Origin of the sequence: Pseudonocardia sp. N23, from assembly GCF_002583555.1 — a bacterium.
In the GTDB taxonomy this organism is placed as follows: Bacteria; Actinomycetota; Actinomycetes; order Mycobacteriales; family Pseudonocardiaceae; genus Pseudonocardia.
This window is the reverse complement of sequence record NZ_BEGX01000002.1, coordinates 172206-198911: the sequence shown is the minus strand read 5'-3', so window position 1 is coordinate 198911 and position 26706 is coordinate 172206. Positions and strand designations below refer to the sequence as shown.

At 71.2% G+C, this 26706-nt stretch carries 26 protein-coding genes and 2 pseudogenes; 19 read left to right on the top strand and 9 right to left on the bottom strand.

Annotation, left to right across the window (positions count from 1 at the left end):
• Nucleotides 1-61: 61 nt before the first annotated feature.
• Nucleotides 62-1060: pseudogene (locus TOK_RS01755) on the top strand (NAD(P)/FAD-dependent oxidoreductase); the annotation flags it as partial.
• A gap of 40 nt (nucleotides 1061-1100) precedes the next feature.
• Here the strand turns inward: TOK_RS01755 and TOK_RS01750 are convergent.
• A complete protein-coding gene (locus TOK_RS01750) occupies nucleotides 1101-2129 on the bottom strand; it encodes an AraC family transcriptional regulator (protein WP_098955965.1) in 1029 nt (342 codons plus the stop codon).
• 829 nt (nucleotides 2130-2958) lie between these two features.
• Between TOK_RS01750 and TOK_RS01745 the strand changes: the two are divergent.
• From TOK_RS01745 to TOK_RS01690, 13 genes and pseudogenes are all read left to right on the top strand, one after another.
• A pseudogene (locus tag TOK_RS01745) lies at nucleotides 2959-3489 on the top strand (acyl-CoA dehydrogenase family protein); the annotation flags it as partial.
• Nucleotides 3476-3919, top strand: coding sequence for an IS3 family transposase (locus TOK_RS35210; protein WP_098955964.1), 444 nt, complete (start codon nucleotides 3476-3478; stop codon nucleotides 3917-3919). The pseudogene TOK_RS01745 and the gene TOK_RS35210, both read left to right, overlap by 14 nt.
• A 207-nt stretch (nucleotides 3920-4126) precedes the next feature.
• The gene (locus TOK_RS01735; RefSeq protein WP_098955963.1) at nucleotides 4127-5050 is read left to right on the top strand and encodes a helix-turn-helix transcriptional regulator; all 924 of its coding nucleotides are present in this window, start codon (nucleotides 4127-4129) and stop codon (nucleotides 5048-5050) included.
• A 43-nt stretch (nucleotides 5051-5093) separates the two neighbouring features.
• On the top strand, nucleotides 5094-6002 hold the full coding sequence (locus TOK_RS01730; protein ID WP_098955962.1) for an SDR family NAD(P)-dependent oxidoreductase: 909 nt from the start codon (nucleotides 5094-5096) through the stop codon (nucleotides 6000-6002).
• Nucleotides 6003-6048: 46 nt separating this feature from the next.
• A complete protein-coding gene (locus tag TOK_RS34645; RefSeq protein WP_256387946.1) occupies nucleotides 6049-6183 on the top strand; it encodes a hypothetical protein in 135 nt (44 codons plus the stop codon).
• A gap of 101 nt (nucleotides 6184-6284) precedes the next feature.
• Nucleotides 6285-6878, top strand: coding sequence for a MarR family winged helix-turn-helix transcriptional regulator (locus tag TOK_RS01725; protein WP_253258124.1), 594 nt, complete (start codon nucleotides 6285-6287; stop codon nucleotides 6876-6878).
• Between the two features lie 171 nt (nucleotides 6879-7049).
• On the top strand, nucleotides 7050-8009 hold the full coding sequence (locus tag TOK_RS01720) for an MBL fold metallo-hydrolase (RefSeq protein ID WP_098955961.1): 960 nt from the start codon (nucleotides 7050-7052) through the stop codon (nucleotides 8007-8009).
• A gap of 82 nt (nucleotides 8010-8091) precedes the next feature.
• Nucleotides 8092-9762, top strand: a complete 1671-nt coding sequence (locus TOK_RS01715) for an FAD-dependent monooxygenase (RefSeq protein ID WP_098955996.1) — start codon at nucleotides 8092-8094, stop codon at nucleotides 9760-9762.
• Nucleotides 9737-10933: a homogentisate 1,2-dioxygenase gene (locus TOK_RS01710; protein ID WP_098955960.1), complete on the top strand. Its 1197-nt coding sequence runs from the start codon at nucleotides 9737-9739 to the stop codon at nucleotides 10931-10933. The genes TOK_RS01715 and TOK_RS01710 overlap by 26 nt, the downstream gene beginning before the upstream one ends.
• Nucleotides 10930-11832, top strand: coding sequence for a hypothetical protein (locus TOK_RS01705; protein WP_253258123.1), 903 nt, complete (start codon nucleotides 10930-10932; stop codon nucleotides 11830-11832). Before TOK_RS01710 ends, TOK_RS01705 begins: the two co-directional genes overlap by 4 nt.
• Nucleotides 11829-13013, top strand: a complete 1185-nt coding sequence (fahA, locus tag TOK_RS01700; protein ID WP_098955959.1) for a fumarylacetoacetase — start codon at nucleotides 11829-11831, stop codon at nucleotides 13011-13013. Before TOK_RS01705 ends, fahA begins: the two co-directional genes overlap by 4 nt.
• 231 nt (nucleotides 13014-13244) lie before the next feature.
• Entirely contained in the window at nucleotides 13245-13913 is a 669-nt protein-coding gene (locus TOK_RS01695) for an HD domain-containing protein (protein ID WP_098955958.1), read from the top strand.
• A gap of 20 nt (nucleotides 13914-13933) precedes the next feature.
• Entirely contained in the window at nucleotides 13934-14878 is a 945-nt protein-coding gene (locus TOK_RS01690) for an AraC family transcriptional regulator (RefSeq protein ID WP_098955957.1), read from the top strand.
• Here the strand turns inward: TOK_RS01690 and TOK_RS01685 are convergent.
• The 6 genes from TOK_RS01685 to TOK_RS01655 form a co-directional block, all read right to left on the bottom strand.
• Nucleotides 14854-16797 carry an amidohydrolase gene (locus TOK_RS01685; RefSeq protein WP_098955956.1) on the bottom strand — a complete coding sequence of 648 codons (1944 nt, stop codon included), beginning with the start codon at nucleotides 16795-16797 and terminating at the stop codon, nucleotides 14854-14856. The two genes, TOK_RS01690 and TOK_RS01685, sit on opposite strands and share 25 nt — an antisense overlap.
• Nucleotides 16794-17171: an SgcJ/EcaC family oxidoreductase gene (locus TOK_RS01680; protein ID WP_172457345.1), complete on the bottom strand. Its 378-nt coding sequence runs from the start codon at nucleotides 17169-17171 to the stop codon at nucleotides 16794-16796. The genes TOK_RS01685 and TOK_RS01680 overlap by 4 nt, the downstream gene beginning before the upstream one ends.
• A 130-nt stretch (nucleotides 17172-17301) precedes the next feature.
• Nucleotides 17302-17787, bottom strand: a complete 486-nt coding sequence (locus tag TOK_RS01675) for an SCO family protein (protein ID WP_098955954.1) — start codon at nucleotides 17785-17787, stop codon at nucleotides 17302-17304.
• Nucleotides 17784-19247, bottom strand: coding sequence for a hypothetical protein (locus TOK_RS01670; protein WP_098955953.1), 1464 nt, complete (start codon nucleotides 19245-19247; stop codon nucleotides 17784-17786). Before TOK_RS01670 ends, TOK_RS01675 begins: the two co-directional genes overlap by 4 nt.
• Before the next feature lie 430 nt (nucleotides 19248-19677).
• Nucleotides 19678-19857 carry a hypothetical protein gene (locus tag TOK_RS01660; RefSeq protein ID WP_098955951.1) on the bottom strand — a complete coding sequence of 60 codons (180 nt, stop codon included), beginning with the start codon at nucleotides 19855-19857 and terminating at the stop codon, nucleotides 19678-19680.
• Nucleotides 19858-19973: 116 nt separating this feature from the next.
• Nucleotides 19974-21038 carry a substrate-binding domain-containing protein gene (locus TOK_RS01655; protein ID WP_098955950.1) on the bottom strand — a complete coding sequence of 355 codons (1065 nt, stop codon included), beginning with the start codon at nucleotides 21036-21038 and terminating at the stop codon, nucleotides 19974-19976.
• A gap of 314 nt (nucleotides 21039-21352) precedes the next feature.
• Between TOK_RS01655 and TOK_RS01650 the strand changes: the two genes are divergently transcribed.
• On the top strand, nucleotides 21353-22282 hold the full coding sequence (locus TOK_RS01650; protein ID WP_098955949.1) for a universal stress protein: 930 nt from the start codon (nucleotides 21353-21355) through the stop codon (nucleotides 22280-22282).
• A 294-nt stretch (nucleotides 22283-22576) separates the two neighbouring features.
• Entirely contained in the window at nucleotides 22577-22936 is a 360-nt protein-coding gene (locus TOK_RS01645; protein WP_374754844.1) for an Hsp20/alpha crystallin family protein, read from the top strand.
• A 121-nt stretch (nucleotides 22937-23057) separates the two neighbouring features.
• Here TOK_RS01645 and TOK_RS01640 read toward each other — a convergent pair whose 3' ends face one another.
• Entirely contained in the window at nucleotides 23058-23312 is a 255-nt protein-coding gene (locus TOK_RS01640) for a hypothetical protein (protein WP_253258122.1), read from the bottom strand.
• A 278-nt stretch (nucleotides 23313-23590) separates the two neighbouring features.
• Nucleotides 23591-24388: a sigma 54 modulation/S30EA ribosomal C-terminal domain-containing protein gene (locus TOK_RS01635; protein WP_098955947.1), complete on the bottom strand. Its 798-nt coding sequence runs from the start codon at nucleotides 24386-24388 to the stop codon at nucleotides 23591-23593.
• A gap of 264 nt (nucleotides 24389-24652) precedes the next feature.
• Between TOK_RS01635 and TOK_RS32260 the strand changes: the two genes are divergently transcribed.
• The 3 genes from TOK_RS32260 to TOK_RS01625 all read left to right on the top strand — a co-directional run bounded on the left by TOK_RS32260 (nucleotide 24653) and on the right by TOK_RS01625 (nucleotide 26564).
• Entirely contained in the window at nucleotides 24653-24817 is a 165-nt protein-coding gene (locus tag TOK_RS32260; protein ID WP_172457344.1) for a DUF6307 family protein, read from the top strand.
• 282 nt (nucleotides 24818-25099) lie between these two features.
• Nucleotides 25100-26173 (top strand): acyl-CoA desaturase, encoded by a 1074-nt coding sequence (locus TOK_RS01630; RefSeq protein WP_253258121.1) that lies wholly within the window; start codon nucleotides 25100-25102, stop codon nucleotides 26171-26173.
• Between the two features lie 187 nt (nucleotides 26174-26360).
• Nucleotides 26361-26564 (top strand): cold-shock protein, encoded by a 204-nt coding sequence (locus TOK_RS01625; protein ID WP_098955946.1) that lies wholly within the window; start codon nucleotides 26361-26363, stop codon nucleotides 26562-26564.
• The last annotated feature ends 142 nt before the right edge of the window (nucleotides 26565-26706 follow it).

Sequence of the window (26706 nt, the reverse complement as noted above, 5' to 3'; positions counted from 1 at the left end):
GCCGCCGCTCAGAACGAACTCGCTGGCGCTTGACAAACATAGGAGATTCAACGGCGCTGATGTGTACAGCGCCCTCGTCGACTGCGATCTGTTGATCGTCGGAGCGGGTCCGGTCGGCCTGTTCGCCGCGTATTACGCAGGCTTCCGTGGGCTGAAGGTCGCAGTCGTCGACGCCCTTGAGGAACCCGGCGGTCAGATCAGTGCGATGTACCCGGAGAAGCTCATCTTCGACATTGCCGGCTTCCCGGCAGTGAAGGGTCGCGACCTCGTCGACAACCTGCTCGAGCAGGGAAAACGCTTCGATCCTCGTTTCGTGCTCGGTGATCGGGCTCAACTGCTCCGCCCTGTCGCTCTTCCGGACGGTCGCTCGGGCTTCGAGGTCGTCACGGCCGACGGCGTACTCCTACGGTGTGGGGCGGTCGTGGTGACGGCCGGGATCGGGGCGTTTGCTCCACGCAAGCTCGGTGCGGGCGATGAGTTCGAGGGGCGTGGTCTGGCGTACTTCGTGCCGGATCCTTCCGAGTACGTGGACCAGGACGTGGTAGTGGTCGGTGGGGGTGACAGCGCCGTGGACTGGGCGCTGACCCTGCACCCGATCGCGCGATCCGTCACTCTCGTGCACCGTCGCCGGACCTTCCGGGCGCACGAGGCGAGTTTGGCTGATCTGCGCGCGACGTCGGTGGAGATCATTACGGACGCTCAGGTCACCGGTGTGCTCGGCGGGTCCGGCGTCGAGCGCGTAGCGCTGACGGGCCCGGGGGTCGAGGGCGGCAGAGAGCTGCCCTGCCAGCGTCTGGTAGCCGCGCTCGGGTTCGTGGCCGATCTAGGACCACTACGTTCCTGGAGTCTGGAAATCGCCCACCAGCGTCACGTCGTGGTGGACTCGGCAATGCAGACCTCGGTCCCGGGCATCTTCGCCGCCGGCGACATCACTGAGTATCCCGGAAAGGTCCGGCTGATCGCTGTGGGATTCGGGGAGGCCGCGACGGCGGTCAACAACGCCGCCGTCTTCCTCGATCCTGAGGTGGAGCTGTTCCCGGGTCACTCCACCGACGCTGGGCCCGCCGCCCATGCCACGCCGGAGATGGTCAGACGCCCGTTCAGCCGCGATGCAGAGTCTGTGAAGGCGGCTCACCGAACTCGGCCTCATGAATCGCGGCGAACCGGCCGAGGTGGTTGAAGCCCCAGCTGTGCGCGATCGAGGCGACAGTGGTGTCGTACGGATTGGCGGCGAGCAGTGCCTCGTGGGCGAGGTGGAGCCGGACGGATCGTAGGTACTGCATCGGGGACTGACCGACATACCGCGCAAACCCCTCCTGCAACGTTCGAACACTCACGCAGCTGTGTCCCGCGACGTCCGCGATGCCGATCGGATCCCCAGCGTGTTCGTTCAGATAGGCCAGCGCGAGTTCGATCGTCCGCGGCCGCACTGTCGGTGATGACCGGACGGCGTCCTGCACACGGTGCTCCAGGCCGGCCGCAGTGATCAGACCGCTCAGCAGGCCGTTGGCGAGTGACCCAGCGACGAGAGGTTGGTGGACGATGCTGTCAGGTCGGTGTAGCTGCTCGTTGAGCATGAGGGCCAACTCCACCCAGCTGCGGCCAGCTCCGCCGCCGACATCGAGTACCGGCTCGACGGAGATCGGACCGACTATGTCCCGCCCCACATGCCGGCTGAGGGTGGTCTCGAACGCGGCGCGGTCGATCTTCACGCAGAGCTGTCGGCTGCCTGCTTCCCACCTGGTCAGGACCGTTTCTCCAAGCGGTCCGTAGAGCGCGGCATGCCCGGGCGACGCGACCGACTCCTGGCCGTCGTGTCGCGACGCGAGCCGCCCGTGCAAGGGCACGTTGACGTGGTAGCTGTCGCCCAGCTCACCGCAGTCGATCCGCACGTCGGCGTCGTATCTGAGCTCGCCGAGCAGCACCGAGCCGATACGCGCGGCCTGCACGGACATCGTGAATGCCGGAGCGTGATCCAGGACGGTCAGTTTCTGCGGATAGTAGAGCCGGCTACCGACCAGGCGTGCCTCGTCGATATCGACAAGGTGGTGGGCCGTCCGTGAACGGGTCGTGTCATCGCTGCTCGAACCGTCAGGATGGGCGAGTCGGGCCGCCGCTGGGTCGGTCACCGCGCCTCCTTGCGCTCTTCGCCGACCGGGAGACGCACGCGAACCCGGCGGCGGACATCCCGATCGAGCAATTGTTGTGACGCTCTCGGCTGGGTGTCAAACGCTGCAAAAGAACTCTCCCGCGGCTCGCGCCAGGTGGATAGGAATCTGCGCTACGTGGATGACAGCCGCACCTGAAGAGCTCGCCGTCCGGTCAAGGCGAGATCTTGGTAGGTCAACAGGCTCGGACGAGTCGCTTGGCATGCTGTTGTGGGTGGGCTCTCGGGTTTGCCGTCGCGCAGGTCCGGTTGCCGAGCAGGGCACGACGTGGCCGAGTTCCTGGTCATACGGTGGACGATGTCCGGTCGAGCGCGACCTGCCCCAGCGTCGTGGGCGTACTCGGTGACCGCGATGAACGACCGGGCGCCGGCCGGCACTGCGCATGCGCTGACCAGCAGCACCGCCGGCATTCTGCGGAGCACCCCAGGTGCACCTCGTGGGTCGGAGATCGCGGCCAGGACGTCGAGCAGCGACAACGCGGTCTGCTCCCGCCGATCTCGGTGATCTCCTCATCGAGACCGGTGTCCGGTGTGATCAGAGCGGTTTCCCGACAGTGATCAGGCTTCGACACGTGGATGATCACGGCGGGGTTCTGCTCGCACTCGCCTCCCGGATCGCGAATGACCGCAGCTCAGTCACCACCCACCGCGACTTTGCCGAGGCCCCGGGCGAAGGGGGCCAAGCTCATCTCGGATCGGGGGTGGCCGCGCCGCGCGGACCCTCGAGGTCGATCGCGCCTGCAAACAGTGCAGCCTCACCGGGCTCGAAGGAACTGCAGAGTACCTCGCCCTGCGAGCTGATCTTCGAGAACATGCACGTGCCCGCTGACGTGGTACTCGGCGGTGTGCCGGGCAAGGGTTTCGGGCAGATGATGAAGGGGCTGGAGACAGGCCGCATCCAGGTCGCCTCCCGCGCGCTAGGGGTCGGGCAGGCCGCGTTCGACGACGCGCTTCGCTACAGCCAGGAACGGGAGAGCTTCGGCAAGCCGATCTGACAGCACCAGTCCATCGGCAACTACCTAGCCGAAATGGGAACCAAGCTCGCCGCCGCCCGCCAGTTGATCCTGTTCGCCGCCGAGAAGTACGACGCCGGCGAACGGTGCGACATGGAGGCGGGAATGGCGAAGCTGTTCGCCTCGGAGACTGCGATGGAGGTCGCGCTGAACGCTGTTCGGATCCACGGCGGGTACGGATACTCCACCGAGTACGACGTCGAGCGCTACTTCCGCGACGCGCCGCTGATGATCGTCGGGGAGGGCACCAACGAGATCCAACGCAACGTCATCGCAGCCCAACTCGTCAAGCGCGGTGGGCGCCGCTGATGCGTCATCCGCCCCGCGCAGGTGGCGTCGCGACGGACCGTTCCCGTCACCCCGTGTTCGGGAGAGCGAGCTCTTGGTCACACACATCGAGAGGATCCACACCGACTCGCGTGGCACCTGCGGCTGGCGGCGGCCACACGCCGAGCCGGCCATCGGGCCGGGCATTGCGGCCAACCACAAGCGGGTCGCCCGGCTGATGCATGAGGCGGGGATCCATGGCCTCCACCGGCGCCGCCGCCCCGGCTGCACGGTCTGCGACCTGCACGCCGACCCCTGTGCCGACCTGGCCGAGCCGGCGCGAACTCGAGATGGGGGTGTGCTCCTTCATCGAGGGCTTCTGCAACCCTTGCGCCGGCACTCCCGACTGGACAACCCCAGCCCCGCCGCCTGCGGACAACAGCTCACGACACAGATCGAGGTGTCCGGCTGACGGGGGCACGTCAACGAGGGAAACGGCACGACGCGGCGGTGCTCGTGTCGACGTGTCGACGTCCTGTGGGCCTGTGTGGGGGATGGGCGGTTGTACGAGCCCGCCGCGGCTGCGCAGCTGAGATGGTGCCGATCGCTGCGTGATCTCCGGTGGCGACGCGGTCGACGGTCGGGCGCCGCAGCTGTCGATCTCGGTAGTTTCGACCCCGTGCCGCAGCCGACGCCCCTGGGTGAGTTCCTTCGCGCACGACGTGCCGTCGTGCGCCCGGTCGAGGGTGACGGCACGATGCGGCGGGTCCACGGGCTGCGCCGCGAAGAGGTGGCCGAGCGGGCGGCGATCAGTCTCGACTACTACGTACGCCTCGAGCAGGGCCGCAACGACAGTCCGTCGACGCAGGTGGTGGACGCACTGGCCCGGGCCCTTCAGCTGGACGAGGACGGTGCCCGCTACCTCCGCGAGCTCGCCGGCCATGGGCGAACCGCCGTCGCCGACACCGACCCGCAGCAGGTGCCCCCCGGCGTCGGTCTGCTGGTGCAGGGGCTCCGCGAGGTGCCCGCCTTCGTGCACGGCAAGTACCTGGACGTACTGGCGGCCAACCCGCTCGCCGAGGCCCTGTTCCCCAGCCAGCGCATCGGGGTGAACCTGCTGCGGGCCGCGTTCACCGACCCGGCGGTCCGTGCGATGTATCCCGAATGGGACATCGTGGTCGCCGAGGTCGTCGCCAACGCCCGGCTGGTCGTGGGCGCCGACGGCGGATCCGGATGCCTGCGGGCGCTGGTCGGTGAGCTCCGCGCCGCCGATGAGGACTTCCGTGCGATCTGGGACCGTCAGGACGTCAAGGAGACCACCGGCGGCGCCCGGAGGCTGCATCATCCGACCCTCGGTGACCTCGAGCTGATGTACGAGAAGCTGTACCTCTCCGGGACCGACGCCCAGTTCCTCGTCGTCCATCACGCCGTGCCCGGCAGCGAATCGGAGGCGAAGCTGGCCACGTTGCGCGAGTCGGTCTGCTCGAGTCCGCGGCATCACGGTGCGACTCCCGACATCCCGTCGCTCAGCCCTCTCCGGAGTCCTCCGGCGCGTCCGGGACCGCCGTCACACTGCCCGAAGGGCTCGCGTGCCTATGAGTGACAACCCCAGGCACGTCGTTCAGGGCCGCCGTACCGTCGTCTGCATGCCCGATCTGATCACTACGCCCTTCGGTTCCAGCAGCACCGCCGACGAGGTTCTGGCCGGTGTGGATCTCACGGGCCAACGCGCCGTGGTGACCGGCGGTGCCACCGGTATCGGACGGGAGACGACCCGCGCGCTGGCCGCGGCCGGCGCCGAGGTGACCGTCGCTACCCGGAATGTGGCCGCGGGCCGCCGGCTGGCCGCCGAGCCGGCCGGAAACATCCAGGTCGCCACGCTCGACCTGGCCGACCTCGATTCGGTCGACACGTTCGTCCGGGCCTGGTCGGGCCCGCTGCACATCCTGGTGAACAACGCCGGAATCATGGCCGTGCCGGACCGGCAGACGACCGCCCAGGGCCACGAACTCCAGTTCGGGACCAACTACCTCGGGCACTTCGCGCTGGTTCTGGGCCTGCACGACGCCTTGGCCGAGGCCGGCGGCGCGCGGATCGTGTCGGTCTCGTCCAATGCCCATTTCATGTCCGATGTCGTCTACGACGACGTCGACTACACCCGCCGCGACTACGACCCCTGGACCGCGTACGGCCAGTCGAAGACCGGCGACGTGCTCCTCGCCGTCGAGGCCACGCGCCGGTGGAACGACGGGGGCATCGTCGCCAACTCGCTGAACCCGGGCGCGATCGCCACCGGGCTCCAGAAGCACACCGGCGGCCTGCGCACGCCGGAACACCTGCGCAAGACCCCGCCGCAGGGTGCGGCCACCTCGGTCCTGCTGGCCGCCTCCCCGCTGCTCGACGGCGTCGGCGGCCGCTACTTCGAGGACTGCAACGAGTCGCCCGTCCTCACCGAGCCGCCGGAGATGTTCGGCAAGGGAGTCGCCGCCTGGGCTGTGGACGCCGACAACGCCGCCCACCTGTGGGACGTCGCCACCGGGCTGGTGAAGCGATGACCGGCTCGAGCAGCAGGTGGTCTCCGCGCGCAGTGTGCTGCCGCCGATGACGGTGCAGCGCAACGGGCTCGACCTCGGTCTCCAAGCGATGGCCGCCAGCACGGCAGCGGTGCGCCGGGGCCCGGCCGACCCGATCGGCGCGGTCGCCGACGCAGGCGGTCGCCAGGCGCCCGCCCTGTGACCGACCCCGCGCCGTAGCAGCCCGTCGGGCGCGGGCGCCGCGTCCGGCCGGGCTGTCACTGGCCGCGAGGACGGCGAGGGGTCCCGCCTACGATCGAGGCCGTGCCGCGGCCTCGTGACCACTCTCTGGACCCCCTCGACCCCGTCGACCCGCTCGGCGGTGATGCGGTGTCCGCGGGACCCACGGGGTTCCTGGCCTTCGCGGAGGTCGCGCTCGACCGGACGCAGGAACGGCTCGCCGACACGGACCGGGATGCGATGGCGATGGTGCTGCTGCTGCACCGGGTGACGAGCGCGGTCGTCTACGACCTGGAGTCGAGCGTCCATCGTCCGGCGGGATGGAGCTGGTCGGCCTTCCGGCTCCTGTTCACACTGTGGGTCGCGGGCCCGCAGGACCCGAGCCGCGCCGCGGACCTGGCCGGGATGAGCAGGGCCGCGGTGTCGAGCCTGGCCAAGACCCTGGGGGCGGCGGGCCTGCTCGACCGCACGCCGGACCCGGTGGACCGCCGCTCGGTCCGGCTCGCGGTGTCACAGGCGGGGCGGGCCCGGGTCGAGGCGGCGTTCGCGGTGCACAACCGGCGGGAGGTGGAGTGGGCGAACCTCCTGGACGCCGACGAGCTGGCGACGCTCAACCGGCTGTTGTCCAAGCTGGCCGGCGCCGCCCAGGACGCGGGTTGGGTGAGCCGCCGCCACTGACCGGCTGTGGGTCCCGTCACCCGTCAAGAAGTAAAACCTTTTATCATTCCCCTGGTGGGAGCGCCCCGGATTCGCTACCGTCGTCGCGAAGGTAAAAGCTTTGATCAGCTGTCGACGTACACGGCCGGTGACGTGTGGGCCCCGTGCGCCGACCCGGGGGAGGACTCTGACATGGCCAAGCCGTTCGCGTCATCGACCGACACCGCAGCGAAGGAGCAGACCCTCGAGGTGCTGGCCGACGGTGTCTACGCGCTCACCGCCGACGGTGACCCGAACATCGGGGCGATCGAGGGCGAGGCCTTCGTCGTCTGCTTCGAGGCCCTCGCCACGCCCGTGGCCGCCCGCAAGTGGCTCGCGAGGCTGCGGGAGCACACCGACAAGCCCGTGCGTTACCTGGTGCTCTCGCACTACCACGCCGTCCGCGTCCTCGGCGCGAGCGCGTTCGACGCGGAGACCGTCGTGTCCCACGAGATCACCCGCGATCTCATCGCCGAGCGCGGCAAGCAGGACTGGGAGTCGGAGTTCGCCCGCATGCCGCGACTGGCCGACGGCGCCGAGTCGGTGCCCGGCCTCACGTGGCCGACCCTGACGTTCGCCGACCGGCTCACGATCGACCTCGGCGGCGACCGCGGCGACCTCGTCCTGCAGCACCACGGGCGGGGTCACACCGAGGGCGACATCACCGCCTGGCTCCCGCGGCAGCGGATCCTCTTCGCGGGCGACCTCGTCGAGGCGCAGGCCGCCCTGTACACCGGTGACGCCTTCCACCGCGAATGGGCGACGACGACACTCGACCGGCTCAAGGCCCTCGGGGCCGAGCAGCTCGTCGGTGGTCGGGGTGCGGTCAGCCGTGGCCGGACCGAGGTCGACGCGGCGATCGAGCAGACCCGCCGGTTCATCCAGGTCATGCTCGACGAGGTCGGCTCGGTCCTGGAACGTGCCGGAACGCTCAAGGAGGCGTTCGAGGCCACCCACGCCGCACTGGTCGACGACTTCGGACACTGGCCGATCTTCGAGCACTGTCTGCCCTTCGACGTCTCCCGCGTGTGGGACGAGCTGTCCGGCGTCGAGAGGCCTGCCATCTGGACCGCCGAGCGGGACCAGGAGGTCTGGGCCCAGCTGCAGGGCTGACGGCCCCGACCCTGACGGCCCCGACCCTGACAGCCCCGACCCTGACAGCGACGACCCTGACAGCGACAGGAAGAACGTGGAGATGACGACCCACCGAGCAGGCGGCGCACCGCCGTCCGGCACGTGGCCACACGAGCCGGTCCTCGTGCTCGGCGCGGGTCCCGTCGGGCAGACCGCCGCGTTGCTGCTCGCACGATGGGGTGTTCCGACGATCGTGCTGGACAAGCGCGCCGAGCGCGACGCGGTCGGTTCCAAGGCCATCTGCCAGCAACGCGACGTCCTCGACGTCTGGGAGGCCGTCGGAGCCGGCCGCCGCATCGCGGCCGAGGGGGTCACCTGGACCACCGCGCGGACGTTCCACCGCGACAGCGAGCTGTTCGCGGTGACCTTCGCCGAACCGGGCCGGCCGGCGTTCCCTCCGTTCGTCAACATCTCCCAGACCCGGACCGAACAGATCCTCGACGAGCACATCGCGGCCGAACCACTGGTCGACCTGCAATGGGGACGGCAGGTCGTCGAGGTCGACCAGGACGCCTGGGGTGTCACGGTGCGGCTGGCCGACGGCACCCGGCTCGGCGGGTCGTACCTGGTCGTCTGCGCAGGAGCCCGCAGCGACGACCTGCGGACCCTGCTGGGAGTCACCTTCGACGGACACTCCTTCGACGACCGGTTCCTGATCTGCGACATCCGAGCGGACCTGCCCGGCTGGGCGGACGAGCGACGGTTCTACTTCGACCCGCACTGGAACCCCGGCCGCCAGGTCCTCATCCATCCCTGCCCGGACTCGACGTTCCGCATCGACTGGCAGGTTCCCGCCGACCACGACCTCGACGCCGAGACCGCCTCCGGCGCGCTCGACTCGAGGATTCGCGCGATCGTCGGCGACCGGGACTACGAGATCGTCTGGAAGTCGGTGTACCGGTTCCACTCCCGTGTCGTCGACCGGATGCGCAGTGGGCGGGTCCTCATCGCCGGTGACGCCGCCCACCTGGTGTCCCCGTTCGGGGCCAGAGGCCTCAACTCGGGGGTCGGCGACGCTGAGAACGCCGCGTGGAAGATCGCATACGCCGGTCACGGTTGGGCGCCCGACGACCTGCTGGAGACCTATCACCTCGAGCGCCACGCCGCGGCGCTGGAGAACCTCGCGGTCACGACGGCGACGATGGAGTTCCTCGTCCCGCCGGACGAGGTGCGTGCCGACCGGCGCGCCGACGTCCTGACCCGCGCGGCGACCGACCCGTGTTCCCGCGCGGCCGTCGACTCAGGGCGGTTGGCCGAGCCGTTCTGGTACGTCGAGTCGCCACTGACCGTAGCCGACCCCCGGCGTCCCTTCGGCGGCCGCCCGCGACGCGGAGAGGTCCCGCTCCCGGGACCCGGCGTGCTGGTGCCAGACGCCCCGGTGACCCTCGGCGGAGCCGGCCCGACCCGGGTGCGCGAGCTCGCCCGGGACGGGTTCCTGCTGGTGCTCGGCGCCGACGTCGATGTCGCGGCGGTCGAGCGGGCCGCCGCGGCCGCCCCCGGCCCGGTACGGGTGCTGATGCTCGACGGAATGGACCCCGACGGTGCGTTCGGCGCGGTCCTCGACGCCCGGGCCGACGAGGTGTGGGTCGTCCGCCCGGACGCCCACATCGCTGCCGTACTGGCCGCCCCCACCCACGACGAGCTCGCGGCGACCCTCGCCCGCGCCGTCCACGACACGAGCCCACGAACCCGGGAGGAGCAGCGCGATGGCGTTCTACAGACGGGTCGGTGAGGTCCCGCCGAAACGGCACACCCAGCATCGTGCGCCTTCGGGTGCCCTCTACCGCGAGGAGCTCATGGGGGAGGAGGGGTTCTCGTCGGACTCCTCGCTGCTCTACCACTCCGGGGTGCCGTCGGCGATCGTGGACGCGACCCCCTGGGACCTGCCGGACCAGACGCTCACCGAGAACCGGCCACTGCTGCCGCGGCACCTGAGACTGCACGACCTGACGTCCGCCGACTGGAAGGCCGTCGACGCCGTCACCGGTCGCAGGCTGGTCCTCGGCAACGCCGACATCCGGATCTCCTACGTGGCCGCGGGGGAGGCCTCGCCCCTCTACCGCAACGCGGTCGGTGACGAGTGCGTGTACGTGGAGACCGGCACCGCGACCGTCGAGACGGTGTTCGGGGTCCTGCACGCGACGCAGGGCGACTACGTGCTGCTGCCGCGCGGCACGACGCACCGCTGGGTCCCGACCGGATCGGATCCGGTGAGGCTGTACGTCGTCGAGGCCAACTCCCACATCGCCCCGCCCAAGCGCTACCTGTCGCGGTTCGGGCAGCTGCTGGAGCACGCGCCGTACTGCGAGCGCGACCTGCACGGTCCGGACGGGCAGTTCACCGTCGACGGTGCCGACGTCGAGGTTCTCGTCAGGCACCGGGGCGCGCGCGGAGTCACCGGGACCCGCTACGTGTACGCCACGCATCCGTTCGACGTCGTCGGCTGGGACGGCTGCCTGTACCCGTACACGTTCAGTGTGAACGACTTCGAGCCCATCACCGGACGGGTGCACCAGCCGCCGCCGGTGCATCAGGTCTTCGAGGGATGGGGCTTCGTGATCTGCAACTTCGTGCCGCGCAAGGTCGACTACCACCCGCTGTCGATCCCCGTGCCGTACTACCACTCCAATGTGGACTCCGACGAGGTGATGTTCTACTGCGGCGGCGACTACGAGGCCCGCAAGGGTTCGGGCATCGCCCTCGGCTCGGTCAGCCTGCACCCCGGCGGGCACTCCCACGGCCCGCAACCCGATGCGATCGAGAGCTCGCTCGGGGCAGAGTCGTTCGACGAGCTCGCCGTCATGGTCGACACCTTCCGGCCCCTCGAGCTGGGGGAGGGCGCCCTGTCGGTGGAGGACCCGCAGTACGCCTGGACGTGGGCGGGACGGGGACCGGACTCGTGACCGCGGCAGTGGCGGGCATTCCGGGGACGGGCGTCGTCCCACCCGTCGTCGCGCAGCTGTGCGACGACGCCGCGGTCTTCCCTCCCGGGCTCGCCCCGTTGCCTGATGCCGTTCGCGCACATCGGGAACGGCACGAACACTGGTGGGCGGACCTCGCAGGCCCGCTGGTCCTCGCCGACGCCGCACTGCCGGACCTCGCTTCGCTACCGGCGCCCGGCGGGGTGCCGTTGCGGCTGGCGGTGACCGTGCCCCGCGGCCCGGCGGGCATCCCGGACGTCCTCTCGGCGTGCGCACGACTGCCGGTACGGCCGACCGCGGTCGAGGTCGCCGTCCCCGCCGGAACCGGTGCCGCGCAGTTCCTGGACGCCCTCGCCGCCGCCCTCGCAGGCCTCGGTCCTCCGCATGTCCCGGAGATCTACGTCGAGGTACCGCGCGACTCCCGCCGCGACGCCCTCCTCGACGGACTCACCGGCCGGTACCGGGCGAAGTTCCGCACCGGCGGCGTCCGCGCCGACCTGTACCCCGACGACGCCGAGCTCGCCGCGGCCATCGCCGACGCGGTGGGCGCCGGCGTCGCGTTCAAGGCAACCGCCGGCCTGCACCACGCCGTGCGCAACACCGACCCGCACACCGGGTTCGAGCAACACGGCTTCCTCAACCTGCTGCTCGCCACCGAGGCACTGGTCGCGGGCGGGACCGAGCAGGACGCACGGGTCCTGCTCGCCGAACGTGACCCGGCCGACGTCGCAGCCAGGGTTGCCGCGCTCGACGACGACCGCGTGCGGGCGGTCCGAGCGACGTTCACGTCGTTCGGGACGTGCAGCATGGTCGAGCCGCTGACCGAGCTGATCGAGCTGGGCGTGGTCGTCACCGACACCGCCGGAGGAGACCCGTCGTGACCCGCGTCGAGATTCCCGACCGCTCCCCGTTCGGTCTCCACAACCTGCCCTACGGGGTGTTCTCCGTCGGCGGCGGTGCGCCGCGGGTCGGTGTCCGGGCCGGTGACACCGTCGTCGACCTCTCCGTGGTGCTCACCGGCTCCGACGGCGACGAGGCGTTCGCCGCGTCCTCGCTCAACGCGTTCATGGCCCAGGGGCCGGACCGGTGGGCCGCGGTCCGGCAGCGGGTCCACGACGCCCTGACCGCCGACGTCCCCCACGAGGCGGTGCACCCGGTCTCGGCGGTCCGCCTGCACCTGCCGATCGAGGTCGCCGACTACGTGGACTTCTACGCCTCCGAGCACCACGCGTCGAACCTCGGGCGGCTCTTCCGGCCCGACGCCGAGCCGCTGCTGCCGAACTGGCGTCATCTGCCCGTCGGCTACCACGGCCGCGCCGGCACGGTCGTGGTCTCCGGCACCGACATCGTGCGGCCGTGCGGTCAGCGCAAGGCCCCCGACGAGGACGCGCCCACCTTCGGGCCGAGCAGGCGACTGGACATCGAGGCCGAGCTGGGGTTCGTCGTCGGCATCGGTTCGGAGCCCGGCTCACGGATCGCCGTCGACGACGTCGCCGCGCACGTGTTCGGGGCGGTGCTGGTCAACGACTGGTCGGCCCGCGACATCCAGGCCTGGGAGTACGTCCCGCTGGGCCCGCACCTGGGCAAGAGCTTCGCGACGTCGATCTCGGCGTGGGTGGTGCCGCTCGCGGCGCTGGAGAGCGCGCGGGTGCCCCTGCCCGGACAGTCACCGGAGCCGTTGGAGTACCTGCGAGGCCGCGACGACCACGGCCTCGACGTGGACATCCTCGTCGAGTGGAACGGCGAGGAGGTGTCCCGCCCGCCGTACCGGGAGATGTACTGGTCACCGGGGCAGATGCTGGCGCACATGACCGTCAACGGGGCGACGGCCCGGACCGGGGACCTCTTCGCCTCGGGGACCGTCTCCGGCCCGGAGCGTGCGCAGCGGGGGGCGTTCATCGAGCTGACGTGGGGCGGGCGCGAGCCACTCACGGTGAAGGGTGTCGAGCGTACGTTCCTGCTCGACGGTGACGAGGTCGCCCTCACGGCGTCGGCACCGGGCCCGGACGGCACCCGCATCGGGTTCGGCGAGGTCGTCGGCACCGTCCGGGCGGCCCGGTGACGGACCCCTCCGTCGGTGCTTCGGTGACGGACCCCTCCGTCGGTGCTCCGGTGACGGACCCCTCCGTCGGTGCTCCGGTGACGGGCCCGTCCGTCGCCGGCCCGCGCCGGCGCGCGAATCGTCGCCCGTCGCGTCCCGAATCGTCGCGTCGCGGCCGCGGCGCGCTCCTAGCGTCGCCCGCGTACGGGGAGGCCCGTTCCTCCCCGGTGGTACCCGAGAAGGGAAACTCCCATGACTGCCCAGGACGTCCACTCGGCGCTCGGACACTTCGACGCGCTCCCCGACACCGCGGCCGCCCACGCCGCCGTCGAGTTCATCTGCGCCCACGAGCGCGACTACCTCGTCAACCACAGCGTGCGCAGCTACCTCTACGGTCGGCTACTCGGCGAGCGCAACGGCCTGCAGCCGGGGCGCGACTACGACCCCGAGATCCATTTCCTCGCGACGGTGCTGCACGACATCGGGCTGACCGACGAGGCCAACGGGTCGCAGCGCTTCGAGCTCGACGGAGCCGACCGGGCCGCGACGTTCATGCGTGAGCACGGCTTCTCCGACCGCGACGTCGAGACCGTGTGGGACGCCGTCGCCCTGCACACCTCGGGCCAGCTCGCCGCCCGCAAGGGCACCGTCGTCGGCCTGACCCAGATGGGCATCGCCGCCGACATCTTCGGCCTCGGCGCCGAGCAGCTCGACGACGAGATCGTCGAGACGACGCACAAGTTCCTCCCGCGCCTCGGCTGCGCCCGGGAGCTCATGACCGCTGCGCTGCAGCAGGTGACGGCGAACCCGGCGAAGTTCGTGCCGTTCACCTTCACCCACTCCTCCGTGGAGTACCTGGCGCCCGGCGCCCCCGTCCCCGGGCTCACCGAAATCCTCGGTGCGTCCCGCTGGGACGACTGAGTCCGGAATAGCATCGCAGCATGTTCTCCGCGGCCGCCTCCTCCCTCGACGAGTGGAGCTCGATCGCGGAGAGCAGCTTCGTCCCGCTCCGGGTCCAGCGGTCGCCCACCGCGCACGAGGGGTTCCATGGCGAGATCGTCGGCCACGGTCTCGACCAGCGCGTCGGCCTGGCCCGGATCGCCGCGCGACCCTGCCGGATGACCCGATCAGGCAGGGTCACGGAGGACACGCCGGACACGTTGTTCCTCTCGATCCAGCGCACCGGATCGTTCAGGGTCGCCCAGGAGGGCCGGGCGGCGCGCGCGCTGCCCGGCGAGGCGGTGCTCTACCGCAGCACGGGCAGGCTGCTGCTCGAGTGCGAAGCGGCGACGTCCTGCCTGACCATCCAGGTCCCCAGCGCCTGCGTCGGGGTCGGTATGCCGGTCGTGTCCGCGCTGCTCGCGCGGACCATCCCATCGTCCACCCCGGCGCTGAGAGTGCTCGCCGCGACCGCCGGCACGCTCGACGACACCGTCGAGGATCTCGACCCGCTGACCGCGGGCAGGATGTCCTCGGCCGTCCTGGAGATGCTCGACGCACTGCTCGGTTCCCTCACCGGGCCGGAGGTCGCCCCGGCGGGCGCGGTCGCGTTCGCGATGACGATGCAGCGCTTCGTCCTCGACAACCTCGCCGACCCCGGGATGTCGGTGGACACCATCGCCCGGCGGTTCGGGGTGTCGGGCCGCTACGTCACGCGGGTGTTCGCCGAGGCCGGACAGCCGCCGCCTGCCACGTTCGTGCGCGACGAGCGGCTCCGCCGGGCGGTACGTCTGCTCGAACGTGGGCCCCGCCCGACGGTGGCCGCTGTCGCTGCGCGATGCGGTTTCGCCGACGCCACCACGTTCGCGAGGGCGTTCCGCCGCAGGTACGGGGTCGCGCCCGGGACGTGGGCGCGACCCGGTCACGTACCGGCCGTGCCCGCCTGACCCCCGGCGGCCGGGGAACGGAGCGCCTCGTCGCCGAGCGCGTCCCACTCGATCTGCCCCTCGATCACCGTGAGCACGCTCCGCGTGGCCGGCAACAGCTCCGGGGCGATGGCGAAGAGGTCCTGGGACAGCACGGCGAGGTCGGCGACGTAGCCGGGCGAGAGTCGGCCCTTCTCATTCTCGGCGCCCTCCGCCGTCGCCGAACCGGCCGTGTACGCGGCCAGCACCGTCGCGACGTCGACCGACTCAGCAGGCCGCGTCGGGTGCAGCACGGCCGCCAGCATTCCGAGGTACGGGTTGAGCGGTCCGTCCGATCCGATCCCGACCCCGATCCCCGCGTCGAACAGGGACCGGAACGACGAGTACCCGTGCTCCGCGCCGAAGCGCAGCGTGTACATGTCGGTGAGCAGGAAGTGACACGGGTTCTGGACGATCATCGCGCCGTGCCCGCGCAGGCGTGCGATCTGTTCGGGAGTGGCGCCGTCGGCGTGCTCGATGCGCAGGTGCCGATCACCCCAGCCGGCGTCGGGGCTGCGGTCGAGCGCGTCGACGACGATCTCGACCGCGTCGGTCCCGATCGCGTGCAGCAGCAGCTGGTCGGTGTCCGAGACCGAGTCGGCCAGCATCCCGTCGACCTCGGTGGCCGGGAAGTTCTGGACGCCCCGCCCCTCGCGGCCCGGGTAGTCCATCCATGCCGCCGCCTCGACAGGTGTGCCGTCGAGGATCCACTTGCGGCCCGACCATTCCAGACGGCCCGCGCCAGGTGCCGCCGCGGCGGCACGGTCGGACAGCGGTGGGGTCGGGAAGCGACCGCCGGCCCCGGTCGCGGGAAAGTCGATCACGCGGATCCGGAGCGGCACGTCGGCCGCGGCTGCCATCTCGAGATAGCGCAGCGGCGGGGTCCACGACATGTTCTGGATCGTCGTGACGCCGTAGCGCAGGCACTCGTCCGACAGCGCACGGACCGACGCGGCCCCCTCCTCCGTCGTGGCCATCGCCGCGAAGGTCCTCTGGGGGCGCCACTGGGCGTACTCGTGGATCCGGCCGTTGGGTCGTCCGCCGGCGTCCCGCTCCAGCGAACCGCCCAGCTCGACCGGTTCGGTGGCGTCGATCCCGAGCCGCGTCAGCGCCGCCGAGTTGAGGACGTTGGTGTGGTTGGTCATCCCGAGCAGGATGACCGGATGGTCGGGTGCCGTCCGGTCGAGCACCGTGCGGTCGAGGCTCTCGTCCGTGATCAGCGACATGCCCATCGTGCCGAACAGCCACGTGCCGGGCGGGGTCGCGGCGACCGCTTGGCCGATCGCGGCGAGCAGCGCCTCGCGGGTCGGGTCGACCTCGGCATCGGTGGGGAGCCGCACCCCGGCGGGATCGGGGGTGTGGTGCATGTGGGCGTCGTTGAGGCCGGGCACGACGAGCCTGCCCCCGACGTCGACGACGCGCGCTCCGGGGAACTGCGCGTGCATGGCGGACGTGGTTCCGACAGCGACGATCCGTCCACCCTCGAAGGCCACCGCCTCGGCCCACGGTGCATCACCGTCGCCGGTGAACACCCGGCCCCCGCTGATGACGGTCGTCCCGTCGAATCGCTCGGGACGGGGCCGTCCGGCCGTTGCCGGGGAACGGCCGAGGTCGGCGGACACGGCGCCCGCGACAGCGGCGGTCACGGCGTCGGCTGGGGTGTCCACCGCGCTCCCGGCGGCTGCCTCGTCGAACACCTGCAGCACGACGGGGTGGGAGAGTTGCGCCGAGCAGCTCCACTGGAGGGGGTGGGTGATCGGTGCGGGCTCGGTCCAGTGCAGACCCGCTGCGGCGCGGCGCGCGCGGTCGAACTCGGCCACCATCGCGACGAACCGCTCGGGGTCCGCGTGGCAGGAGCAGGTGTCGGGGTGCGGCGTGCGGGCCGCGGCCGCGGAGGTCACGCGGAGAAGAACGGGTCGTCGAGGACATAGCGCCACGAGCCGTCGCCCTCACGGCGCATGACCTCGGTGGTGGGCGCCACGACGTCGCTTCCGTCGGGGGTGATGCCGCTGACGGTCGCGGTGTTGGACAGCACGGCGGTGTCGCCCGCGACGTGCACGCGGCGCAGCTCGAGCGCGATCGACGCACCGGCCGCACGCATCTGACCGAGGGCCGCGCTGATGGCGGCACGGCCCTGGACAGGGGTCCCCGGGGCCACGACGAAGATCGCGTCGTCGGTGTAGAGGGCGGCGAGGGCGTCGAGGTCGCCCTCGGTGAAATGACGGACGAACAGAGCAGCCAGGTCTTCGGGAGACGTGGCGACGGCGGTGGTCACGATGAGTTCCTCTCCTTCCGCCGGTGCCGGCGGCACCAGCCGGGTGACAGACGTTATGAGGGTGGCGAGCCGAGGTCGCGGCGATCCGGGAACCGGCCGTTGACGATTGGCGAACGCCCGGTGCGGCCGGTCAGCGCAGCAGCGCGGTCAGGTCGGCGGCGATCCGTTCCGCGTCGTGGGTGTCGGGCCAGTGCCGCGCGGGTGAGCCGGAAGGGTCCAGCAGGTACGTGATCGCGGTGTGCTGCACGTCGTAGCCGTCGGGAGTGTCACGGCGGCGGGTGAAGACCCGGAAGGCGTCCGCGGCCGCCTCGGTCTGTGCGGCCGTGCCGGTCAGACCGGTGAAGCGGGGATGCGTCGCGTCCAGATGAGCCTTCAGCCGTTGCGGGGTGTCCCGCTCGGGGTCGACGGTGACGTAGAGCGGCACCACCGCGGCGGCGTCGGTACCGAGGCGGTCGAGCGCGTCGTCGAGCTTGGCCAGGGCGCGGGGGCACACGACCTTGCACGAGGTGAACCCGAACTGCACCAGCTGCCAGCGGCTCGCGTAGGAAGCCTCGGTGACCGGGGTCCCGTGGTGGTCGACGAGGCAGTAGCGCGCCCGGATGGGCGGGGCGGTCACGGCGCGGCCACCAGGTCGACCGCGTGCCCTTCCGGCACGTCGACGACGAGCCCGTCGCGGACGGTCAGCTCGGTGCCGCCGAGCCGCAGGCGGGCTGAGGTCGGCAACCCGGCCAGCGTGACGGTCCCGTCGCCGGGAACAGTGCGGTCGCGGCGCAGCCTCGCGTGCAGCACGCCGTCGACGACCTCGGCGCGGCTGACCTCGATGTCACGGTCGACGACCTCCAGGCGGGGCGCCTCGAAGTGCCCCTCGGGCCACTGGTCCTGGTACACCCCGCGGAGCCCGTCGGCGACGTTGAGGCGGGCGTAGCCGAGCAGGACGTTTCCCGACATCGGCTCGATCTCGGTGCGCCTGCCGTCGGCGTCGGTGTGGGTGTCGTTGCGCGGGTAGTAGAGGCCGCCGTCGAACCACGTCGGGGACATCCAGGTGTCGGCGTGCGCCAGCAGGCCCGCGAGGGTCTGCTCGTCGCCCATCTCCGATGCCCACGCGGCAACCCAGCCGAGGTCGCACGTGTCGGACACGACCTCCTGGCCCATGACGTGGCGGGCAGGCGCCGACGGCACCGACAGGGTGCCGCCGGGGCCGGTCTCGAGGAAGTCGGCCACCTGGCGGTGGTAGTGCCGGCGGACGAAGTCGCGGTTCCAGGTGTTCATCAGCGCGCCACACCACGCGTCCACCCACGGCGAGGGCCGTTCGTTGGGGCGCACCACACGGCTGTCCTCGGTCACCATCATGTTGTAGTGGCCCGACGCGTCGAGCCTCCCGAAGTCGGCCCACGCACGCTCGTAGCCTGCGACGACCTCGTCGGCGCGGCTGCCACCGGTGATCCGGTCGTGCAGCCGGAACCCGATGATCGCGGGCTGGTTGCAGATCTGGAACACGCAGTTCGGCTCGCAGGCAACTCCGAGATAACCGGTCTCGACCATGAGCCAGTACAGGTGCTCGGTCAGCGACTCCCGGTCGTAGGCGAACCGCTTCTCCTCACCACCCCAGAAGAACGACCAGTGGCGGAACGTGAGCGATCCCGGTTCGGCGTAGTGGTCGGAGTCGAACATCGCGTCGTGCATCGCCGCGCACGACTGCACGTACGCGGAGTACATGATGTTGTCGCGGACGACCGGATCCCATTCCTCGCCGAGACGGCCGGAGAGATGGGCGTTGAACACGGACCCGCCGCGGGAGACGTCCCGCCAGTAGAGCCAGACCTCCGGCATGAGCAGCTTGTCGATCAACCGCCGGATCGTCGGTGCGAACATGCCGGGGGCGGCGGGCAGGCGGTGCCGGTGGGTGATCGCGAGCCCGTAGACCATGTAGGCGAGCTGGAAACGGTAGCCGCCGAAGTCGTCCTGGCTCACGCCCTTGCCCTGCATCTGCGACCAGTCGTTGGGCAGACGCCGGGACAGGTTGTCCCAGTGCCGCAGGTGGCCGAGCTGCTCAGCGGTCAGCACCTCACCGGACATCGACGTCCTCCCTCCGGGTGGCGCCTGCGCCACCGTGATCGTCCGACGCTAGACGTCCGTCCCGCTGCTCGGGGGGCGGAACGGGAAGGGGACCGGTGCAGTTCCGGAACCGGCGACGTCGCGGCCGCGGCCCGTGCTCACAGGAGCCCCACCCCGCGGACCACTCCGGACAGTGCCGACCTGGACGCAACCTGGAGCAGCAGCCCACACGGGCCGGGGTCGCCGTACCGGACGCACCGCCGCGCACCGGCACAGCCGGACCGGTGGGCGGTTCCGATCGGTCGCGTCCGCTCGTTCGGGGCGGTTCCCGCTGCCACTCGGACCTGCAGCGACGCCGAGCGACACCGGTGCCGGCTGGTCGACGACCGGGCGGCGGTCCTCGGGTGGCGCACAGTGAGGTCCTCAGGCTCGGAGGTGAACACGGCGTCGGTCACCGGCCGGCGGGGACGGCCGTCCGCGAGCAGCTCGGCGACGTGCTCGTCGACCTGGTCGATGGAGCCCGGGTGATGCCGGGGACGCCCATGTGCCCCGCAACGTCGTCGATGACCCTCAGCTCGCTGCCGGCGACGAGCTCCTGCTCGGCCTTCATGTCCCGGGGCGGGAAGAACATGTCCTCGCGATCGGCATGACCAGGGTCCGCGCCGTAACGCGGCTGTCGAAAGGGTTGTCGATCATGGGGAACCGTCGCCTTCCGTCAGGTGGCCGCAGTGAGCGTCCTGCCGCCGGTCACAGTGAGTCGAGGACGTCGAACCCCAGCCGGTCGGCGGTCGCCATGTACACGCGTTGCCGGGCGGGCGCGCTCGCCCTCGACGCGTCGACGTGCACCGGTCCGCGCGGGCTCGCGACGTGGACCCGGTCGACCCGGGCGAGGTGTTCGCCGTCGGTGCGGCCGGTCCGGCGGACCAGCTCGACCAGGGTCAGCAGGCCCGTGTAGCAGGACTCGCCCGGGCCGCCGAGAGGTGGCGCCCCAGGGCCGAACCGTCGCGAGTACCGGCTCCCGAACGCGAGGCTCTCGGAGGTCGGGAGGGCCTCGAAGTACCCCGAGGCCGAGAAGACGTCCCGGGAGGCCTCGGGGCCGATCTCGGCGAGCATGGTCTCGTCCATCAGCGGCGAGAACCGGGCGCACTGGTCCTCCAGCCCGAGCTCGGCGAACTGGCGGTGGAAGGCCACCGCGTCGCGGCCGACGAGCAACATCAGCACCCCGGTGGCGCGGCTGCGGCCGATGCGGTCCAGTGCGGTCCGGAAGTCGGCGGTTCCCAGCGGGGCGAACCGCATGTCGACGACGCCGGTGCCGCGCCCGTGGAGGAACTCGGCGGCCGCGACGGCGGACTGCCGTGGCCAGACGTAGTCGTTGCCGACCACGAACCACTTCCGGACACCGATCTCGTCGGAGAGCCAGCCCAGGGCCGGCCGCAGCTGTATGTCGGGCGTTTCACCGGTGGCGAGGACACCCGGCGTCGTCTCGTCGCCCTCGTGCAGGGCGGTGTAGATGTAGGGAACCCGTCGGCGGACCGTCGGGGCGACGCGCCGGCGGACGGCGGAGATGTGCCACCCGACGATCGCGGCGACGTGGTTGCGCGAGACGAGCCGGTCCACCTCGGCTGCGACCAGCTCCGGGTCGCCGGAGCCGTCGACGATCCGGAGCCGGACGGGCCGCCCGAGCAGCCCGCCCGCCACGTTGATCTCCTCCGTCGCGAGCTGCGCGCACAGCACACACGAGGGAGCGTAGATCGATGCCGGCCCCGTCAGCGGGACGACGAGGGCGACGACGAACGGCACGAGCTCGGTCACCGGTCGCCTCCCGCGATGTCACTGTGCTCAGAAGTCACTGCGCCCAGGAGCAAGAACCCGTGACGCGCCGGCCGCATTCCGTCCCGCCGCCATCCGGCAGCCGGGGACATCACCGCCGAGGACGTGATGAGCTCGCCGGTGGTGACGGTCGGTGGTGACACACCGCTCGCAGCCGCAGCGGCGCTCCTGGCGGCCCACGGGTTCACCGCCGTCGGGTGTCCGGGACGAAAGTCCCCGTCCGGTGGGCCGATCCGCCGCAGCTCCCCGGGCAGTCGCGCTGCCAGGCTCGGACACCGAGACCCGAGGAGGAAGCGATGGCCGGTTCCGGAGCGTCGCGCCCCGCCGACCGGGCGGTCGTCGTGGGCATCGACGGCTCCCGTCACTGCGTCGACGCGGCCGTGTGGGCCGCGCGTGAGGCCGATCGGCGCGGCCTGAGACTGCGTCTCATCGAGGTCGTGGAGTGGCAGGACGGGGTGGCCGGTCACCCGGAGGCGGTGCGGGCAGCGGCCCAGGTGCGTTCGGAGCTGCGGTCGACCGCCCGGTGCGACGTCGACCGTGCGGCGGCGCAGGTGTTCGGGCGCCTCGCGGCCGCAGCGGTGTCCGCGGAGGTGTGCGACGGCGTCCCCGTCGAGGTTCTCGGCGACATGTCGGATGCGGCCGAGCTGCTGGTGATCGGGCGTCCGGTCGGGGGGTGGGCAGGCACTCTCCTGGGCGTCGCGTTGGCCGGCAGGGCGGCATGCCCGCTCGTGTTCGTCAACCAGGTGCCCGACACCGGACCCGACGACCCCGTCGTCGTCGGGGTGGACGGCTCGCCGGACTCGGACGCCGCGCTCGAGATCGCCCTCCGCGAAGCGCACGCGCGTGACGTGTACCTGAGGGTCCTGCACGCCTGGAGCGACGTCCCGCTGGACACCGAACACGGGACCACGGTGGAGTTCGGCCGGTTCGCCGCGGGCGTCCGGGAGTCGCTGCACGACCGGGTCGCGCAGCACACGAGACGCCATCCCGACGTCGAGGTGAGGTACGGCACCACTCGTGACCACCCCGAGCGGGCGCTGCGTGAGCTCTCGGCGGAGGCCCAGCTCGTCGTGATCGGTGCACGCGGCCGGTCGGGTGGACTCGAGCTGGGTCAGGTGGGCCGGCTGCTCGTGACGACGGCTCGATGCCCGGTGATGGTCGTCGGGCCGGGGATGCGGGCGCGGTCGTCGGAGTGGGCTCCGAGTGACGTACGGGTGGCCGACTGAGCTCTGCCACGACAGGCGTCCGTGGGCCGTGACCGGTGCACCGAACGGGGCCCAACGGCCCGGTGACGGGGGCCTTCCACCCGTAGGAGGGCCCCTCGGCACGAGGCATCCTGGGTCATCGCCCGCCCTCATGTCCGCATGGACGACACCCTTTGCGAGAGGGTCGAGGCGGACGACTGACCCACGACCCAGGAGAGGAGACGAGTCACCGTGTTGATGCGGACGGACCCGTTCCGTGACCTCGACCGCCTCGGCCAGAGGCATTTCGACCAGGAAACGTCCGAGGTGCGACCGATGGTCGTTCCGATGGACGCCTACCGCGACGGCGACCAGTTCGTCGTACAGCTCGACCTGCCCGGCGTGGAGCCGTCCGCGATCGAGGTGAACGTCCAACACAACTTCCTGACGGTGCGGGCCGAGCGTGGCTCCGCCCACCCCGAGGGCGTGAGCTACCAGATCGCCGAGCGGGCCAAGGGCCCGGCGGTCCGTGAGCTGTTCCTCGGGGACACCCTCGACACCGAGAAGATCGAGGCTGCCTACGACGCGGGCGTGTTGACCCTGCGCATCCCGGTCAGTGAGCGGGCGAAGCCGCGCCGGATCCCGATCGACAATCGTGGCGGCGCCCGGGCGATCGAGTCCGATCCCACCTCGTGACGCGCCCGGACGCTTCCTCAGGCGATGGCTCGTCCAGCCGGTCGGGCGGGACGCGTCGGGTGCCGTCCCTCGACCGGGCGTGCGTGGCACTGGCCGATCCGGACGCAGGTCGGCAGGAGGGTCAGCGCAGTCGCATGTGCCGTTGGCCGCGGGCGACCGCGGCAAGCAGACCCGACCGGGACAGCGTCCGGGGGCCGCACTCGCAGCTCGCCGGAAGGTCGTCGTCGTCGATCGCGCCCTCGCCCGGATCGAGCAGGTCGACGTAGGCGCCGCGACGCCTGCCGGCGATGTGGCCGGTGTCCACGCGGTCACCCCGGCCGTGGCTGCGTGCGCCGGTGTCGGACACGTAGACCAGCCCGCTGTCCGCGTCGTACACCTGGGCGACGTGGTGACCGTGGGAGCACTGGACGTCCAACCGGCGGCTGTCGGCCCGGCGCCCGGCCGGCGTCGCCAGTGATCGTCGCGCGGTCGTGCGTCGGTCCGCCGGTGAGAGAGGTCGTTCCATGGTTCCACTCCCGTGTCGTCGGTCGTTCCGCACCCACATCGTCGATGCCGGCACCCGCGGGTTCGAGGGTCGGGCAGATCGGATGGGGAGGACCTTCGTCCTCGCAGCCGGCCCCGGTCCGTACACGCCTGTTCCGACCTCGTCCGGTCTCATTCCGTGGGGGTGATCAACCCGTAGTGGCCGTCGTAGCGGCGGTAGAGCACCGCGCCGCGTCCGCGTTCGGCGTCGAGGTGGAACAGGAACGGCAGGGCGAGAACACCGAGACGTTCGCAGGCCTCCTCGGTGCTCAGCGTGGGGGCGGGCTGCGGGCTGACCGTCACCGCGACGGTGTGCGGGGCGAGCTCCTCGCGCAGGGGATCGACCAGAGCGAGGCGCAGACCGTCCGAAGTCGGGTAGAGCACGCCCTCCTGGCCGGTACCCGCCTCGGTGAACAGATGGAAGTCGTGGTCGAGCACCTCCAGGTCGAAGGCTGCCTCGTCGAGGTCCACGGTGCCGACCGAGAAGGTCTTGTGGCGGACGACGGCCCGTTCCTCGGTCGGGCGGGGGAAGAAGGTCGGCCTGGCCCGGGAGAGCTGGCCGTGGCGCCACTCGTGCGGCTCCGACTTCGGTTGCTCGCCCCGGCGGTCCTCCCAGTGGGCGGCATGGTGGTGCCGGTCGCGTGCGAGCCGGGTACGCAGCCGGTACTGCAGGAGGTCGAGGGCCTCGGTGTCGGTCGCGGCGTGGGCGCGGGCGCGGACGGGGTGGCCGTCGACGTCGATCGTGGCCTCTGCGAGGACAGGTGGCTGTGCGGCGGGATCGGGGTGGCGTCCGATGCGGACGGTGACGCGCAGGACCGGCCCGCGGGCGTGCCGCAGTGCCGCCCGCACCGTCTCCGTGGCCTTCTCGTGGATGCCGGGAGGGTGGTCACCGACCAGCTGGACGACGACGTCGTTGCGGGGTGTGGCCATCGGATCAGTCCTCACGACGGGTTCGGGTGGTCGGGGTGCGCACGGGCGCCGGGGTCGGGCGCCGCCTGCGTCGACCGGGCCCGGAGCATCCCTCGCCCCCCGGCCCACGAGTAGGGACGGAGGTCCCTGCTGCGGCCGCCACACGGCAGTCCGGCTCCACGGCGTCCGCGTCGGCGGACATCGCCGGGCCGGGGCCATGAGGCCACCGCAGGCGGGTCCTCCGCCCCTCCCTCCCACCCGGTCACCGCTTCTAGCGTCGTCGCCATGACCACTGACATCCGCCCGCCTTTCGTGACCCCTTACGAGCAGCGCGTCGCGCTCGTCGCGTCGGTGATCGCGGAGAACTCGGCGCTCGATCGAACCGCTGCCGACACCCTGGCCCGTCTCGTCCTGCGCGCGATCGACCACGTACCCGAGCACGTGCGGTGACGCGCCGTCCGCTCCGGATGCGGATGGGTCGTTCGGCTGCAGGTGCGGGGACCTCCCGCTCCGCCGCGCTCGTCGACATCGGACGACCATGGACGGTGCACGTCCCGAACGATCCCGGTCCTCGTGGTCCGACCCTGTTCCACGGCCGCACATCCGACGCGCCGACCGCACCAGGACCTCGGGTCCTACCGGATCGGCTGTCGTCTCGCCGGCGACGGTCGTCGGGAACGGCATCGACCGGTGCACCCCGGTGGATTCGCTGCTGGAGGACGAGGTGACCCGATGACCACGGCTGCGGCACCGGTCCCGCACATGCCCGGACCGGGGCGTGGGAGCGACTACGCCGATCTGCTCAGGATCGTCAGACAGGCCGGGCTGCTGGCGCGTCGGCCGACGCACTACGCGGTGAAGGGTTCCATGACGCTGCTGGCCTTCGCCGGAGTGTGGGTCGTGTTCGCGTGGCTGGGCGACACGTGGTGGCAGCTGTTCGTGGCCGCGGCGCTGGCCGTCGTCTACACGCAGGTCGCGTTCCTCGGTCATGACGCCGGACATCGACAGATCCTCCGGACCCGGCGTGCCAACGACGCGGTGGGGATCGGGCTCGGCGGGCTGGTCGGGATGAGCTTCGGGTGGTGGGTCGGGAAGCACAACCGCCACCACGCGAACCCGAACGTCGAGGGCGCCGATCCCGACATCGACATCGCACCGCTCGCGTTCACGCCCGCGCAGGGGCGTGCCACGCAAGGCTTCCTGCGGTGGATGGCGAAACACCAGGCGAGCCTGTTCTTCCCGTTGCTGTTCCTGGAGGGTTTCGACCTGCACTGGTCGGGGATCAAGGCCGTGCGGCGGGGTGGGCTGCGCGCCCGCTGGGTCGAGGCGACGTTGCTGACGGCACACATCGTCGTCTACCTGGCGGCGGTCTTCCTGGTCCTGTCGCCGGGGAAGGCGGTGGTGTTCATCGTCGTCCACCAGGGCCTGTGGGGTTTCTACATGGGCTGCTCGTTCGCCCCCAACCACAAGGGGATGCTGATCCTGTCGGCGGCGGAGGAGCTGGACTTCCTGCGCAGGCAGGTCCTGACGTCGCACGACGTGCTCGGTGGACGGGGGGTCGACTTCGCCCTCGGCGGGCTGAACTTCCAGATCGAGCACCACCTGTTCCCCAGCATGCCGCGCCCCACCCTGCGCCGGGCGCAGCCGTTGGTGCAGGCCTTCTGCGCCGAGCGGGGGATCAGCTACAGCCACGGTGGGCTGTTGCCGTCCTACGGCCACATCCTGAGATACCTGGACGAGATCGGTGCCTCCCTGCGTGGGGAGGACGCCCTCCTCCGGGCCCGGCGTCGGCAGCGACCGGCGTGAGGGAATGTCCGGGCGACCGTTTACGCTGTTGTACACAGGTCGTTCAGTTTCGGTGTTCGTGCATGCACGCCTCGGGACCAAGTTGGTGGTAGGCCGTGCAGATCGTCACGATGCGCACGTTTTGCCTTCAAGGCCGGCCGAACCCGCGCACGGTGTGCGGGTTCTCCCACCTCAGAAGGAGACAGACATGGCACAGGGCACCGTGAAGTGGTTCAACGGCGAGAAGGGTTTCGGCTTCATCGCACAGGACGACGGTGGAGCCGACGTCTTCGTGCACTACTCCGAGATCGACGCCGGCGGTTTCCGCAGCCTCGACGAGGGGCAGCGCGTGGAGTTCGAGGTCGGGCAGGGCCAGAAGGGCCCGCAGGCTCAGGGCGTCCGCGTCATCTGATCCCGGCTCGACAGGGCCCGTCCCCGGTGACCGGGGACGGGCCCTGTCGCGTACCCCGGGGCCCTTCGCGTGCCCGGGCCCCGCGGGCGGTGCGCCGACGCCGGTGTGACCTGTGGCCGCCACCTCTGCGTCGAGCGGCCGG

Coding starts and splice junctions, on each gene's coding strand:
- TOK_RS01730 (WP_098955962.1), top strand. CDS start 5,094: ATGCCCGATCTGATCACTACGCCCTTCGGTTCCAGCAGCACCGCCGAC.
- TOK_RS34645 (WP_256387946.1), top strand. CDS start 6,049: ATGACGGTGCAGCGCAACGGGCTCGACCTCGGTCTCCAAGCGATGGCC.
- TOK_RS01720 (WP_098955961.1), top strand. CDS start 7,050: ATGGCCAAGCCGTTCGCGTCATCGACCGACACCGCAGCGAAGGAGCAG.
- TOK_RS01715 (WP_098955996.1), top strand. CDS start 8,092: ATGACGACCCACCGAGCAGGCGGCGCACCGCCGTCCGGCACGTGGCCA.
- TOK_RS01710 (WP_098955960.1), top strand. CDS start 9,737: ATGGCGTTCTACAGACGGGTCGGTGAGGTCCCGCCGAAACGGCACACC.
- TOK_RS01695 (WP_098955958.1), top strand. CDS start 13,245: ATGACTGCCCAGGACGTCCACTCGGCGCTCGGACACTTCGACGCGCTC.
- TOK_RS01690 (WP_098955957.1), top strand. CDS start 13,934: ATGTTCTCCGCGGCCGCCTCCTCCCTCGACGAGTGGAGCTCGATCGCG.
- TOK_RS01670 (WP_098955953.1), bottom strand. CDS start 19,247: ATGTCCGGTGAGGTGCTGACCGCTGAGCAGCTCGGCCACCTGCGGCAC.
- TOK_RS01660 (WP_098955951.1), bottom strand. CDS start 19,857: ATGTTCTTCCCGCCCCGGGACATGAAGGCCGAGCAGGAGCTCGTCGCC.
- TOK_RS01650 (WP_098955949.1), top strand. CDS start 21,353: ATGGCCGGTTCCGGAGCGTCGCGCCCCGCCGACCGGGCGGTCGTCGTG.
- TOK_RS01645 (WP_374754844.1), top strand. CDS start 22,577: ATGGTCGTTCCGATGGACGCCTACCGCGACGGCGACCAGTTCGTCGTA.
- TOK_RS01635 (WP_098955947.1), bottom strand. CDS start 24,388: ATGGCCACACCCCGCAACGACGTCGTCGTCCAGCTGGTCGGTGACCAC.
- TOK_RS32260 (WP_172457344.1), top strand. CDS start 24,653: ATGACCACTGACATCCGCCCGCCTTTCGTGACCCCTTACGAGCAGCGC.
- TOK_RS01630 (WP_253258121.1), top strand. CDS start 25,100: ATGACCACGGCTGCGGCACCGGTCCCGCACATGCCCGGACCGGGGCGT.
- TOK_RS01625 (WP_098955946.1), top strand. CDS start 26,361: ATGGCACAGGGCACCGTGAAGTGGTTCAACGGCGAGAAGGGTTTCGGC.